The organism is Pseudoalteromonas sp. MSK9-3, assembly GCF_003590335.1.
GTDB lineage: Bacteria > Pseudomonadota > Gammaproteobacteria > Enterobacterales > Alteromonadaceae > Pseudoalteromonas.
Map to the genome: position 1 here is coordinate 13783 of NZ_MIET01000003.1, position 14617 is coordinate 28399.

Sequence of the window (14617 nt, forward strand, 5' to 3'; positions counted from 1 at the left end):
AAATGTATTCTTGAACTTCCTACGACAAAGACGAATTGACACTGAATTTTTTTACTGGATCCTCGTCTTGTATTTAATTGAACTAAGTTAGGGTTTATTGTGTTAGGGCATTTAATAAAGAAAACGCGTTGGCGCTTTTTCGCTACCGCAGCGAGTAGTGTGCTGTTTGGGTTGATCAGTGTATCGCTTGTCGCACTGATCAATGAGATTATTAATAGTGAAAGTGACCAGCTAGATCAAAAGTTTATCTACTTTGCAATTTTGGCGATATCTGGAGTGGCTTTGCAATTGTTTTCTAAACTCATTGCAGAACAATTGAGTGAACAAAGTCAGGCCGTGATAAGAAGCCAGGTTGCAGAGCTGGTTATTTCTGCCAAATTAGAGAGTATGGAAAGGCAAGGGGGCGCAAAAATTAAATCATGCCTCACGGAGCATAGTTTAAAAGTGGCCACCTTCTTCAAGAGTCTACCTAACATACTCACGAATGCCATGATTGTTCTGGGTAGTCTTGGTTATATGGCTTGGTTAGATTGGCAGGTGTTTTTATTTGCTTTATTAACCTTATTTTTGGGCTCTGCAGGTTACAGTTTGGCAAATGCGAAGGCGTATAAAAAGGTGTCAGAAGCAGCAAGGTTGCAAGATGAGCTTTTTGTACACTTTGATGCGATTGTCGAGGGTGCAAAAGAACTTAAATTGAATCAGAGCAAACGGCAAGTATTTTTAAAGGAAGTCTTAGGCCAAGCCATTGATAAATTAAAAACGCGTCGAGTCGCGGGGGCGAGTATTTACCATTTAGCCGCGTCTTGGGGCGGGTTTAGTATTTTTGCTTTTATTGGTGGGACGCTTTACTACTTGTCAGGTATCGAATCTGATAGTGGCAAGATCATGTCAGGATTTGCGCTGTTATTTTTATACATGCTTACCCCATTAGAGGTTATGCTCGAAGCGATCCCGCGCGCTTTTGAAGCGAAAGCATCTGCCAAGACGATTGCGGAGTTTCAAGATGATCTTGAACAAATAGAGCAGCATTCAAATCAAAAAATAACCAGCTTCACTCAGCTACATGTTAAAGAATTAAGCCACAGTTATTACCATGAACAAAGTGATGAAGTCTTTGCGCTTTCTCCTATAAATCTGACGATTAATGCCGGAGAGTTAATTTATTTAGTCGGAGGCAATGGCAGTGGAAAAACTACCTTTGCGAAAGTGTTTAGTGGTTTGTATGCCGCTAACAATGGGCATATTACTGTTGATAACACCATAATAGAGGCGCCAAGCTTAGACAATTACCGCCAACTATTTAGCACAGTGTTTACGGATTTTTATTTATTTGACCGTTTATTGGGCGTTGCTAATCAAGCATTAGAAGATAAAGGTAATGCACTTATTAAAAAGTTAAACTTACATCATAAAGTGGCTATTAAGGATGGTGCGTTTACCACCAGGGACTTATCTCAGGGGCAAAGAAAGCGTTTAGCGTTAGTTGTTGCTTATTTGGAAGATCGTGCATTTTACTTATTTGACGAATGGGCGGCCGACCAAGATCCGTTATTCAAAGACGTATTCTATAAGGAATTGTTGCCAGAGCTCACGGCCAGAGGCAAAACGGTATTGGTGATCACCCATGATGACAAGTACTTCCATTTGGCTGATAGGTTGTTGAAGATGGAAAATGGTAAATTAACAGAACCATCTGTGATGAAGAACACGCAAAGTATTGCTTAATAGGAAGTAATACAACAAAAAGCCCGCGTAATGTACACGGGCTTTTTTTTACTTCATTTTTAAATCACACGAGAAAAACGGCTGCTTTTTAGTTGGTTTTGTAAATAGACATCAAAGCACATACAGATAATGCGAATGAACAAGTTACCTTTGCGGGTAATGGTAATGTGAGACTCAGACAGCATTACTAACCCATCATCTACCAAGGGTTGTAAGCTTTTGAGTTCCCGTTCGAAATACTCAAAAAAATGAATTGAATGGGCATGTTCAATGTCTGCAATACGCAATGAAAAATGGCAAATAAGTTGTTTGATGATATCAGCTCTGAGTACATCATCGGCATTGAGTATCATGCCTTTGCTCAGTGCGCAGCCTGTTTCAGAGACCGCTTGATAATAGCTTTTTAGTGCTTTATGGTTTTGTAGTATGGCGTTGCCAATTTGTGAAATTGACGAGACGCCTAAACCCAGTAAGTCACACTCTCCATGTGTTGTGTAGCCTTGGAAGTTGCGATGCAGTTTACCCGTGTTTTGCGCAATGGCGAGTTCATCCGTTTTTTTGGCAAAATGGTCCATGCCAATAAATTGATATCCCGCCTCATTCATTTGCAGTAGGGTATTTTTAAATATGTCCAACTTTTGCTGAGGGGTTGGCATGTCAGAGTCTTTCAGTTTACGTTGCGCAGCAAATCGCTCTGGTAAATGCGCATAGTTAAAAACCGAGACACGATCAGGACTCAGGGCAATGAGTTGCTTGATGCTGTCAGCAAAGCTTTCAGGTGTTTGGTGAGGTAAACCATAAATCATATCGGTATTAATTGAAGCGAAACCGAGTTCACGCGCTTGACGTACTAAGGCAATCACATCATCAACATGCTGCGGACGATTGACCGCAGCTTGTACTTCATCGTTAAAGTCTTGAATGCCAAAAGACACTCTGTTGAATTTAAGCCTGTGTAAGGTCTTCAACATATTTTGCTCTAAAGAGCGTGGGTCTATCTCAATCCCCCGCTGTGCATCATCTTGAAAGTAAAAATGTTGCTCTAATATCGATATTAACCGTGTCATTTGTGTGGCAGTTAAAAATGTCGGTGTTCCTCCCCCGAGATGCAGTTGCTCTATTTTATACGCTTTAAAAAGAGGTGCTTGCGATTGAATTTCTTTTTCTAGGTGATCTAAATAGACATCGGCTTTTGATTGATGACGAGTGACTATTTTATTACAACCACAGTAATAACAGAGCTGGTGACAAAAAGGGATATGAATGTACAGTGAGAGTGAATGGCTGCTCGAACGCTCAATGGCAGTGAGTAAATCGCTTTGCTGGGATCCACTTTGCAAAGATAATGCGGTGGGATAAGAGGTGTATCTTGGTCCTGATACATTATATTTATTGATCAGGGTATCATCCCAGGTAGGTGTATTCATGACGACGGCACTCACTATTACTAAAAATGAATAGTGTAAAAGAGAAGTGGAGGCTGCGTGTTGATCTATCGCAAATCAACACATGCCAAAAGCTGGCATGTGTTGTGGGGGGGATTTAAAGCTTAAATTGATTCACCGTGCTGTTTAAAGCACGTGCTAAGTCATTTAAGTCCTTTGCTTCATCAGCCAAGGTGTGGGCGTGATGAGCGGTACTATTTACTAGATCGTTGATGGCATTTAAGCTGCTGTTAATGTCTTCTGCAACCACGGTTTGCTGCTCTGTCGAGGTGGCAATTTGATGGCTTTGATCTTGTACTGTGGTTACTGAGCCTGAAATGTCTTGCAACGAGTCGAGTACATCTTGTGTTTGCGATACTGACCCCTCAGCCTGCTGCTGTCCTTGTTGCATCATGGTGGATGCTTGTTGCGCTATTTGCTGTAACTTAGAGATCATCTTTTGAATGTCGTCAGTCGATTCCTGTGTACGACTTGCCAAAGAACGTACTTCGTCAGCCACGACCGCAAAACCACGACCTTGTTCACCGGCTCTTGCCGCTTCAATAGCTGCATTAAGCGCGAGTAAGTTCGTTTGTTCTGCGATGCTATTTATCACATCAATCACCGCACCGATATTACTGGTCTCTTGCTCAAGCCCCGCGACAACTTTGGCAGCTTCACCAATATGAGTTGCTAGATTAGTCATATCAGCCTGTGCTTGAGTTGAGCGAGTGGTGCCGTCATTGGTCATACGTTGCACCAGTTCAGCTGCTTGATTGGTCTCTTGCGCATTGCGTGATATTTCGGTGACAGTCGCAGCCATTTGTGTCACGGCCGCACTTACACTATCAACTTGCTCTTTTTCTTGTTGAATTTCATGATTGGTACTGGATGAGACGGCACTGAGTTGTTCTGATGCGTTGCCTAGCTGCGAGGCTTGAGCTGCGGTATCTAGCATCATGGCACGTAATTTATCAATAAAGGTATTCATGTGCTGAGCTAATTGCCCCACTTCATCCTTACTGGCGATATTGATACGGCGTGTTAAATCGCCATCACCAGAGGCTATCTCTCTCATTGTCTCTGTTAATGTGGTAATGGGTTTGGTAATTAACTGTGTGGCCCATAAAATCATTAATACAATAATAAAGATAATAACGATGACCGAAACAGTCGTGGTCATGACCGCTTCTTCTACTGGCGCGTTAATTAAGCTGACAGGGATCATGAGTCCAACATGCCAATCGAGAATAGGGCTATCTAATTGCACACTATTAAAAATTACGTAGTATTCATTTCCCTTAAACATGACATATGCGGTGCCCGAAGCGTTATTTTTTATTGCACTATTGAGCGCATTAAAGCCAGAGGTATTATTGAATTGCTTTTCTAACCCATCCAATCCTTCTTTGCCATTGGGGCCTTCATCAGTAATAGATAATTGATGGCCTGTTTGCTCTGATAAATGCACAACTTTTAAATCACTATCTAGTAAAAATCCGTATCCTTGATCATTAAATCGAATGTCTTCTACCAGCGCGTTGACGTTGGCCATTTGCAAATCAATACCGGCAATACCAATGAGTTGACGTTGATCATTATAGATAGGCTCTTTTATCACCGCAGAGACGTCACCCGTATTGGCATCCACTGAGACAGGGCTAACATGTAAGCCACCCATTTTCATGGCTTCTGGCCACCAACCACGTTTATATGCGTAATACTCACGGCCATCAGAAAAACGAGAGGTCCGCTCGTTTTCTTTAAAGTATTCCCCTGTGATGGCGGAGGCAAAGAAGGTTGATAAAATATTATCATCGTTCACTGTCAGGTTAACGAAGTCTTTATTGACTTCAAGGTAACCAGGTTGAGTTTCAAGCTTACTTTCTCTTTGGTCATATTGGCTGAAGAAATTAACCAAGCTGGTGTTATTAGCAAAAGTCGTGACTAACTTACCGTATTGTGCAAAAAATGCTTCCATAGAGAGCTTTTCTGAATACAGATGGCTTTGCGCCTCTCTTTCAATACTATTGCGTGATAATGAAGCGATATGGTTAACAAAGTAACTTGAGGCGATGATAAGTAAAACGGAGATGGTGCCGCCAATAAGTAAGAGGATCTTTTTCCTCAAAGATAAGTTTTCAAGCATGACATATTCTTTTTATTAGGATTGAGCAAAGCTTAATCAAACCATAACTCCGCGTGCTTTACCACTTTTTAGGCACAGATAACAAATAATAGCGCGGATGATATGTCAGTATTTATTCACACTTGTAATTATTTATTGCGAAATACTAACGACTGATGAGTGTAGAATAGGTTTAGTATATAAACGAAAAAACGCCCACTGAGGGCGTTTTTAGTAAAACTCTATAACAAGTTAGCTACGAGGGCCGGCCTGTTTGATGGCGTCTGAGACGTCATACTTGGTAAAGTTTTCTTGGAAATCTGCTGCTAATTTTGCAGCATACTCAGCATACTTGGCTTTGTCTTCCCACGTATTAATTGGGTTAAGCAAATTAGTATCAACACCTGGTACTGCCACTGGCACGTCTAGGTTTAGTGATTCAATGTGTGTTGTTTCAACACCGGCCAAAGTACCTGATACAATCGCATCAATGACAGCACGTGTCGTCGGAATATCAAAACGTTTACCAATGCCGTAAGGGCCACCAGTCCAGCCTGTATTCACAAGGTATACTTTTGCATCAAATTCACGTACACGCTTCATAAGTAGCTCTGCATATACGCCAGCAGGACGTGGGAAGAAAGGCGCGCCGAAGCACGTAGAGAACGTTGACTCAATATCAGACGTTGAACCAATCTCAGTTGAGCCTACCTTTGCGGTATAACCACTTAAGAAATGATATGCAGCGGCTTCTTCAGATAAAACAGAAACTGGCGGTAAAACACCACTCACGTCACACGTTAAGAATACCACTGCTTTTGGCTCGCCAGCACGGTTTTCAACTTTACGCTTTTCAACATGCTCAAGCGGGTAAGCTGCACGCGTGTTTTGCGTTAAGCTGGTATCGTTGAAATCAGGTGTACGATTCTCATCTAACACAACATTTTCTAAGATGGTGCCAAATTTAATTGCGTTCCAAATTACCGGCTCATTTTTCTGCGATAAGTCGATACATTTGGCGTAACAGCCGCCTTCAATATTAAATACGCTGCCCGGTGCCCAGCCATGCTCATCATCACCGATCAAGAAGCGAGTTGGATCGGCTGATAATGTGGTTTTGCCCGTACCAGACAAACCGAAAAATAACGCGGTGTCGCCTGCTTCACCAACGTTTGCACTGCAGTGCATTGGTAACACGCCTTTAGCAGGAAGCAAGAAGTTTTGTACAGAGAACATCGACTTCTTCATTTCACCTGCGTAGTGCATGCCAGCAAGCAGCACTTTGCGTTCGGCAAAGTTAATGATCACAGTGCCATCACTGTTGGTCCCATCACGCTCAGGGTCACAAACAAATGAAGGAACATTCATAACTTGCCATTGTGGTAAGTCAGCACTGTTGTACTTGTTAGGTTCAATAAACATGTTTTTTGCAAAGATGTGGTGCCACGCAGTTTCAGTGGTAACCACAACTGGTAAATAGTGCTCAGGATCAGCACCCACTTCAAGGTGAGAGACGAAGTGGTCACCGCTTTGTACATGTGCTTCAACACGTGTCCAAAGAGCGTCAAATTTATCAGCATCGAATGGGCGGTTTACTTTTCCCCATTGGATATCATTTTCAGTGCTTTGCTCTTTAACGATAAAACGGTCATTTGGAGAGCGGCCAGTGCGACGACCAGTTTTTGCAACGAATGCTCCGTTTGCGGCCAAAGTTCCTTCGCCGCGAGAGATGGCGAGTTCGACAAGTTCAGCTGCAGTTAAATCGACAAAACGAGTAGCGCTTGAAGTCATGTTATTACCTAAAATGTGAGAATTGAACGGGATAGCTCTGAGTTCTTACTAACCTTAAGCTGAATTGATAGTAACAGATGATATTGAGATATTCGAGCCTTTGTAGGGCCTGAAATCACATTAATTTGCCAAAAAACTTGAATAATTTCAATGATACCGGTGTCATTGAAAGTCACATTTAAATGACACCGGTATCATTTTTTGAACACAAAAAAGCCGTCATTTTGACGGCTTGGTATTCAATTTAGGTGCAACCGTATATTTAGTTAAAAATATTGCGAATATCTTGTTCATTGAAACGGTAATCTGTCAGACAGTAGTGGCAGCTAATGACCACTTCGCCTTGAGCTTGAACATCTTCTAATAACGCTTCTTGGCCAACATTCACTAATGCGGCAATGGTTTTATCTCGGCTACAACCACAAACAAAGTTGATTTCCTGTGGCTCAAACAATTGTGGGTTATCTTCATGATATAGACGAGTTAACACTGTCTGTGCATCTAGCTCTAATAACTCTTCATCTTTTACCGTGTGGCTTAACGCCTCTAAATGGGTAAAATCCTGTTGAGATTTTTCTTTATTAACAGGCAAAACCTGCAAAAATAGACCTGCGGCTTTCACATCGTCAGTAGCGGTTTGAGTGGCAAACCATAATCGAGTCGTGAGCTGCTCTGATTGGGTGAAGTAGTCTTCAATACACTCTGCCAATGTTTCTTTTGTCAGCGGAACAATGCCTTGGTAACGTTCGCCTTTAACCGGTGTAATTGTGATGACCATATGGCCATGACCAATTAAGTCGGAGATTCTGCTACCGGTTACTTCACTTTGCATACGTGCAATGCCACGCATGTTTTGTTGGTGGTCACCATTAATAACAGCATACTTTACCGGACCATCGCCTTGTAGCTGCACAGCAATGTCGCCTTCAAATTTTAACGTTGCGGTCAGTAAACTGGTCGCGACTAACAATTCCCCTAATAAGTGCTTCACGGGCTCTGGGTAGTCATGACCTGCGAGAATGTCATTGAAGGTCTGTGAAATTTGGACAAGTTCGCCACGAACATCAAGTTCGTCAAAAATATAGCGATGTAGTAAATCGGGTTGCATTGATTAAATCCTAGCTTGATTTCAGTTTTAACAGTTCGCGTCTTTGCTTTTTATCCGGTTTGTTAACAGGATGTGGAGCAAAAAAACTATTGTTTTTTCTTGCGATGGCATTTTCTTCGCGTTTACGGATACTAGATTCCGACTCTAGGTACGCCGTGTGGGCGATTGGCGCGGCTTGGCGCTTGTCAAAAAGCACTAAAATAGTCACTTCTTTTTCATCAAATCCCTGTGCCAGCTTTACCGTAGCGCCTACCTCTGTGATTTTACTGGGTTTACAGCGCTGGCCGTTATAGTGTACTTTACCCCCCTGTATCATTTCACGTGCGAGCGCTCTAGTTTTATAGAAGCGAGTGGCCCAAAGCCATTTGTCGAGTCTAACTCCCACGTTTTTTTCGTCTGATACAGATGAATTTTTAGTCACAATTTATTAACCATGTAGAGTGTGAATTAATAGCCGAAATCTAACATATTTTGGCATTGAACAAAAGTTTGCAAAGCAGGTCTTACGATGGGTCTGAGTTGCATCATTGAGTGTGTATTCTGAGTAACTTAAAGTGTCATATTTGGATGCTTGTTGAATTTTTGCTTAAAGGGTACACTGGGCTGCTACCGTAGAATAAGAAAAAGTCGCATATGGAATTACAACTACAACAGTTACAGAAAGCTTTATTGGCATTACCCCACGCTAAGCTGAGTCGTGCAGTCGTGCTGCTAGTTGTTGTGTATATTGCTTATCTGTTATCACAAATGTTCTGGTTGTTATGGCCACAGCCTGTAAATCAGCCTCTCCCAAACCAATCATCTGTTTATGCTGCGGGCAATAAAACGGTCAATACACAAAGCATTATAGGTCAGCATTTGTTTGGCCGAGCGGATGCTAAAGCACAAGCAAAGCCAGAACCGATTATCTCCGATGCACCTGAGACAACGTTAAATGTGCGGTTGACCGGTATTGTTGCGGTGAGTTTGGATGATGGCGCAGGCTTAGCGATTATTGAATCTCAAGGTCGACAATCTACTTATGAAGTGAAAGAAGCGATTCAAGGTACGCGTGCCAAGCTGTCTCGGGTATTGCCAGATCGTGTCATTTTAGATGTGAGTGGTCGATTTGAGACATTGATGTTAGACGGTATAGAGTATTCAAAAAATGTAGCGATGCCCGTCGCATCAAAAGCAAATAAAACACCGCCTGTAAATAGACAAATTAGCGAACGTGCTGCATCACAGTTAGCAGAGCGTCGTGATGAATTATTAAAAGAGCCCGGTAAATTATTTGATTATATAAGAATTTCTCGGGCAATGAAGGACGGTAAGCTCATAGGATACCGATTAAGTCCAGGAAAAGACCCTGAACTTTTTCGCGAAATGGGGCTCAAAAATAATGATTTAGCGGTTTCAATAAACGGCTATCAACTCACGGATATGAAACAGGCTATGTCTGCTATGAATGAGCTACGGAATAGCTCAGATGCAAGCATAACGGTTGAACGAGATGGACAAACTATGTCGGTGCAATTTAGCCTGTAAAGATACTAATTTTGGAGTTTAAAAGAATGGGTAATAAGCTACACCTCACAACAATCAAAAAAGGGTTAGCTAAGTATGCAGCTCTGATGTTTGCCGCTGGTATATCTCTGTCAGTTTCTGCTGTTGAATATGCAGCAAACTTTAAGGGGACTGACATCAATGAATTCATTTACATTATCAGCAAAAACTTAAACAAAACCATCATTATCGACCCGAATGTGCGTGGCAATATAAACGTGCGCAGCTATGAGTTGATGGATGAAACCATCTATTATCAATTTTTCCTTAATGTATTAGAAGTATATGGCTACTCTGTCATGGAGATGGACAGCGGTGTGCTTAAAGTCGTACGTAGCTCTGATGGCAAAAAGGGCAACGTGCCTCTTGTTAAAGGTCAAGAGTTTGGTAATGGCGATGTCATGGTAACACGCGTTATTCGTGTTAAAAATGTCAGCGTTCAAGAGTTAGGCCCGTTGATCAGGCAATTTAGTGACCAAAAAGACGGTGGGCATGTTACAAACTTTAGCTCTGCGAATGTCATGATGTTAACTGGCCACGCTGCATCGGTGAATCGGCTAGTAGATATTATCCGGTCGGTTGACCAGGCAGGTGATAAGCGTGTTGAGATCATTAATCTTAAGCATGCAACGGCAGATGATGTCGTCAAAGTAGTTGAAAGTATTTATAAAGGCACGGGCAAAAACAGTGTGCCTGAGTTTTTGATCCCAAAAGTGGTTGCAGATAGCAGAACCAACAGTGTGATTGTCAGTGGTGAATCTCAAGCGCGTAGCCGTGCGACTGATTTGATCAAGCGTTTAGACGGCGAGCTAGAAAGCCAAGGTAATACCAAGGTATTTTATCTAAATTATGCGACTGCTGAAGACTTAGTTAAAGTGCTACAAGGGGTGAGTAAAACTCTGCAAGAAGAGAATAAAGCCGGTAATAATAAATCGTCTCGTTCTCGTAATAATAGAAATGATACCAGTATTGAAGCGCATGCTGATTCAAATTCACTGGTTATCACGGCGCAACCAGACACCATGCGCTCTTTAACTTCCGTTATCGAAAAGCTAGATATTCGCCGTGCGCAAGTGTTAGTTGAAGCCATCGTTGTTGAAGTACAAGAAGGTGACGGTGTTAACTTTGGCTTACAGTGGATCTCAGAAAAAGGCGGTATGCTGCAATTTAATAACGGTAGCACAGTGCCTGTGGGGTCTTTAGCTGTTGCTGCGAAGTTGGCGCAAGACAAAGAAGTTAAAGGAACCATTGTTGGTACTGATGATAATGCGGTTTCTAACACTGTGCGAACAGAAGAGGGTGACTTAGGTCCTTTGGGTCAATTGCTTGGTGGTGTTAATGGCTTGGCTATGGGTATTGTTAAAAATGACTGGGGCGCGATTGTTCAAGCTATCTCAACGGATACGAAATCTAATATTCTAGCTACTCCGTCTATTACCACCATGGACAACGAAGAAGCATCGATGATTGTGGGCCAAGAAGTTCCTATCATTACTGGTTCAACTCCGGGTGAAAATAATTCTAACCCATTCCAAACCGTAGACCGTCAAGAAGTGGGTATTAAACTTAAAGTAACTCCGCAAATTAATGATGGCAGTGCAGTGCAGTTGACCATCGAACAAGAAGTATCGAGTGTTAGCGGGGCAACAGCGGTTGATATTTCCGTCAATAAACGTGCGATTAATACCACGGTGATTGCTGATGATGGTGGCATGGTTATTTTAGGTGGCTTGATTGATGAAGATGTTCAAGAAAGTGTTTCTAAAGTGCCGTTGTTAGGAGATATTCCGTTTATAGGTCACTTGTTTAAATCAACTAATACGAAAAAGAGCAAACGTAACTTATTAGTCTTTATTCGGCCAACGATTGTACGTGATAGCCGTAGCATGAATGAATTGAGCCACGCTAAATATAACTTTATTCGCAGCGAACAAGTCAAGCGTAATGAAGCGGGTATTCAATTGATGCCATCGGAAGATACGCCTATTTTACCTGAGTGGGATGACGCATTAGTATTACCACCGACGTACGAAGAATTCTTAAGTGGTAAGAACAAGAAAGAGCAAGAAAGCAATGACTGATGGCCAACTTGATACGCTGGCTGAAGTAAGTGCAGAGGTGCCAGTGCAAGATGAGAGCGAACAAGGTGGACGTTTGCGTTTACCGTTTGCGTATGCACGAAGAGAAGGGGTTTTACTCAGTGAAACGCCTGACGAGCTGAATGTATTTTATCGGGGTGAGCTTTCAGTCAATACATTATTGGAAGTTCGTCGTGTCGCTGGTGGTGGCTTTAAGCTAATACAGCTAGATGATGATAAGTTTGAACTGTTGTTGGAAGAGTCTTATCAACGTGATAGTTCTGAAACACAGCAAATGATGGAAGACATTGGCAACGAAGTTGATTTATTTTCTCTGGCGGAAGAGCTTCCACAAACGGAAGACTTATTAGCGGCAGATGATGATGCACCAATCATTAAACTGATCAATGCGATGCTCAGTGAAGCGATCAAAGAAGGTGCGTCAGATATTCACATTGAAACCTTTGAACAAGCATTAGTGATCCGCTTTAGGGTTGATGGTGTGCTTAAAGAGGTATTAAAACCCAATCGTAAATTGGCCTCGTTGTTAGTATCGCGTATTAAAGTTATGGCGAAGCTGGATATCGCTGAAAAGCGTATTCCTCAAGACGGCCGGATCAGCTTACGTATAGCTGGTCGAGCAGTTGATGTACGGGTATCAACGATGCCTTCAAGCTTTGGCGAGCGTGTTGTTTTACGTCTATTAGATAAAAATAATGCGCGTTTAAACCTCGAAGATTTAGGGATGACTGAGCGAAACCGTGAATTGTTTGCCGGTATTATTGCTAAGCCACACGGTATTATTTTGGTTACAGGCCCGACGGGTTCAGGTAAAAGTACCACGTTATATGCAGGTATGAGCCAAATAAACTCCAAAGACCGTAACATTCTCACAGTCGAGGATCCGATTGAATATGAGATCCCCGGTATTGGTCAAACCCAAGTTAATGCAAAAGTTGATATGACATTTGCTCGGGGTTTACGGGCGATACTGCGTCAAGATCCGGATGTGGTCATGGTCGGTGAGATTCGAGATTTAGAAACAGGTCAGATTGCAGTTCAGGCATCTTTGACTGGTCACTTAGTGATGTCAACATTACACACAAATACCGCTTCAGGTGCGATTACCCGAATGGAAGATATGGGCGTTGAGCCTTTCCTACTTTCATCATCTTTACTCGGTGTGTTATCACAGCGCTTAGTGAGAACCTTGTGCCCTAACTGTAAAGAAGGGCACTATGCGGATGATGGGGAATGTGAATTACTTGGCATTCCAAAGGGAGAGAACACTACCATTTATCGTGCGGTTGGTTGTGAAGAGTGTAATTACAACGGCTACAAAGGCCGAACGGGTATCCATGAGTTATTGATTGTCGATGAGCATATTCGAGAGCTGATCCATAATGGTAAGGGTGAACAAGCGGTAGAGAAATATATCCGTACACATAGCCCAAGTATTCGCCAAGATGGTTGTTCGCGCGTATTAGCGGGTAAGACAACGCTAGAAGAAGTATTGCGAGTGACTCGCGAGGAAGGTTAAGCATGGCTGCATTTGAATACCGCGCTTTGGATGGCAAAGGCAAAGAAAAAAAAGGCATACTAGAAGCCGATACGGCAAAACAAGTGCGACAGATGCTACGTGAAAAGGCGCTGATGCCTTTGGAAGTCGCACCTGCTGCAGAAAAAGATAAGCAACAGTCGTCAGATGGCTTTCAGTTATTTAAAGGTTATAAGCCGTCGGTTGCGGATTTGGCTTTGGTTACACGTCAATTAGCGACGTTGATCCAGTCATCTTTGCCAGTTGAAGCCGCAGTGATGGCGGTGGCTGAGCAGTGTGAAAAGCCACGCCTTAAACGCATGCTCATGTCAGTTCGTTCTAAAGTGGTTGAGGGATATACCCTCGCCGATGGTATGTCTGAGTTTCCCCATGTATTTGATAACTTGTATCGCGCGATGGTTGCTGCGGGTGAGAAGTCGGGTCACTTAGACCAAGTACTCAATCGTCTTGCTGATTATACCGAGCAGCGCCAACATATGCGCAGTCAAATTACCCAAGCGATGGTCTACCCAACTATTTTGGTTATTTTTGCAATCGCCATCGTGTCTGTTTTGTTGGGCACTGTGGTACCACAAATTTTAAAAACTTTTGAAAAGTCAAAACAAGTACTACCTTGGACGACCGAGTGGGTTATGGCGGCAAGTAACTTTGTTCAGTCTTATTGGATGATAAGTCTTGTGGTGATAGTGGGCGGGACATTTGGTATAAAGCAAGCGCTAAAACGCCCTAAAGTTCGGTTTTGGTATGACAGTCAGATAATGATTTTACCCGGTATTGGTAAGATCAGCCGAAGTATTAATACCGCACGTTTTGCACGAACACTCAGTATTTTATCATCAAGCTCGGTGCCCTTGTTAGAGGGTATGAAGATTGCGGGTAAGGTCCTTGAGAATCAAAAAATAAAGTTTGCAGTCGCGGAAGCGGCCACGCGAGTAAGTGAAGGTGCGAGCCTACGCGCAGCTTTGCAGCAAACGAAATTGTTTCCACCGATGATGCTACATATGATTGCCAGTGGTGAAAAGTCTGGTGAGCTAGAGCAAATGTTAGAACGTGCTGCAAATAACCAAGACAGAGAATTTGAAAGTATGGTCAGTGTGTCGTTAGCGTTGCTAGAGCCTGCCATGATAGCCAGCATGGCGATAATTGTATTGTTTATCGTGATGGCAATTTTACAACCTATTATGGCAATGAACCAAGCGATTGGTTTGTAGTCAAAAATAGTGGTTATGTCGTTTAGTACATAAGAGAACTAATAATTAA

Annotated in this window: 10 protein-coding genes; 5 read left to right on the forward strand and 5 right to left on the reverse strand. The window is 42.5% G+C overall.

Annotated elements, in window-relative coordinates; all coding sequences use genetic code 11:
* The first annotated feature begins 99 nt into the window (after positions 1 to 99).
* The gene (locus BGP78_RS00230; protein ID WP_119859525.1) at positions 100 to 1725 is read left to right on the forward strand and encodes a cyclic peptide export ABC transporter; all 1626 of its coding nucleotides are present in this window, start codon (positions 100 to 102) and stop codon (positions 1723 to 1725) included.
* A 59-nt stretch (positions 1726 to 1784) separates the two neighbouring features.
* Here the strand turns inward: BGP78_RS00230 and hemN are convergent, their stop codons facing one another.
* The 5 genes from hemN to hslR form a co-directional block, all read right to left on the reverse strand.
* Positions 1785 to 3152 carry an oxygen-independent coproporphyrinogen III oxidase gene (gene hemN / locus BGP78_RS00235; protein WP_119859526.1) on the reverse strand — a complete coding sequence of 456 codons (1368 nt, stop codon included), beginning with the start codon at positions 3150 to 3152 and terminating at the stop codon, positions 1785 to 1787.
* Positions 3153 to 3267: 115 nt separating this feature from the next.
* Positions 3268 to 5298 carry a methyl-accepting chemotaxis protein gene (locus BGP78_RS00240; RefSeq protein ID WP_119859527.1) on the reverse strand — a complete coding sequence of 677 codons (2031 nt, stop codon included), beginning with the start codon at positions 5296 to 5298 and terminating at the stop codon, positions 3268 to 3270.
* A gap of 231 nt (positions 5299 to 5529) precedes the next feature.
* Positions 5530 to 7068 carry a phosphoenolpyruvate carboxykinase gene (locus BGP78_RS00245; RefSeq protein WP_119859528.1) on the reverse strand — a complete coding sequence of 513 codons (1539 nt, stop codon included), beginning with the start codon at positions 7066 to 7068 and terminating at the stop codon, positions 5530 to 5532.
* Between the two features lie 262 nt (positions 7069 to 7330).
* On the reverse strand, positions 7331 to 8176 hold the full coding sequence (gene hslO / locus BGP78_RS00250; protein ID WP_119859529.1) for an Hsp33 family molecular chaperone HslO: 846 nt from the start codon (positions 8174 to 8176) through the stop codon (positions 7331 to 7333).
* A gap of 10 nt (positions 8177 to 8186) precedes the next feature.
* Positions 8187 to 8597 carry a ribosome-associated heat shock protein Hsp15 gene (hslR, locus tag BGP78_RS00255; protein WP_119859530.1) on the reverse strand — a complete coding sequence of 137 codons (411 nt, stop codon included), beginning with the start codon at positions 8595 to 8597 and terminating at the stop codon, positions 8187 to 8189.
* 212 nt (positions 8598 to 8809) lie between these two features.
* On the opposite strand from hslR, the gene gspC reads away from it, so the two are divergent.
* Genes gspC through gspF form a run of 4 tightly spaced genes read left to right on the forward strand, consistent with a single transcriptional unit; the run spans position 8810 to position 14568 of the window.
* Complete coding sequence (gene gspC, locus BGP78_RS00260; RefSeq protein WP_119859531.1) at positions 8810 to 9703, forward strand: type II secretion system protein GspC; 894 nt, start codon at positions 8810 to 8812, stop codon at positions 9701 to 9703.
* Positions 9704 to 9729: 26 nt separating this feature from the next.
* Positions 9730 to 11802: a type II secretion system secretin GspD gene (gene gspD / locus BGP78_RS00265; RefSeq protein WP_119859532.1), complete on the forward strand. Its 2073-nt coding sequence runs from the start codon at positions 9730 to 9732 to the stop codon at positions 11800 to 11802.
* Positions 11795 to 13339, forward strand: coding sequence for a type II secretion system ATPase GspE (gene gspE / locus BGP78_RS00270; RefSeq protein ID WP_119859533.1), 1545 nt, complete (start codon positions 11795 to 11797; stop codon positions 13337 to 13339). The genes gspD and gspE overlap by 8 nt, the downstream gene beginning before the upstream one ends.
* A gap of 2 nt (positions 13340 to 13341) precedes the next feature.
* Complete coding sequence (gene gspF / locus BGP78_RS00275; protein ID WP_119859534.1) at positions 13342 to 14568, forward strand: type II secretion system inner membrane protein GspF; 1227 nt, start codon at positions 13342 to 13344, stop codon at positions 14566 to 14568.
* Positions 14569 to 14617: the final 49 nt, after the last annotated feature.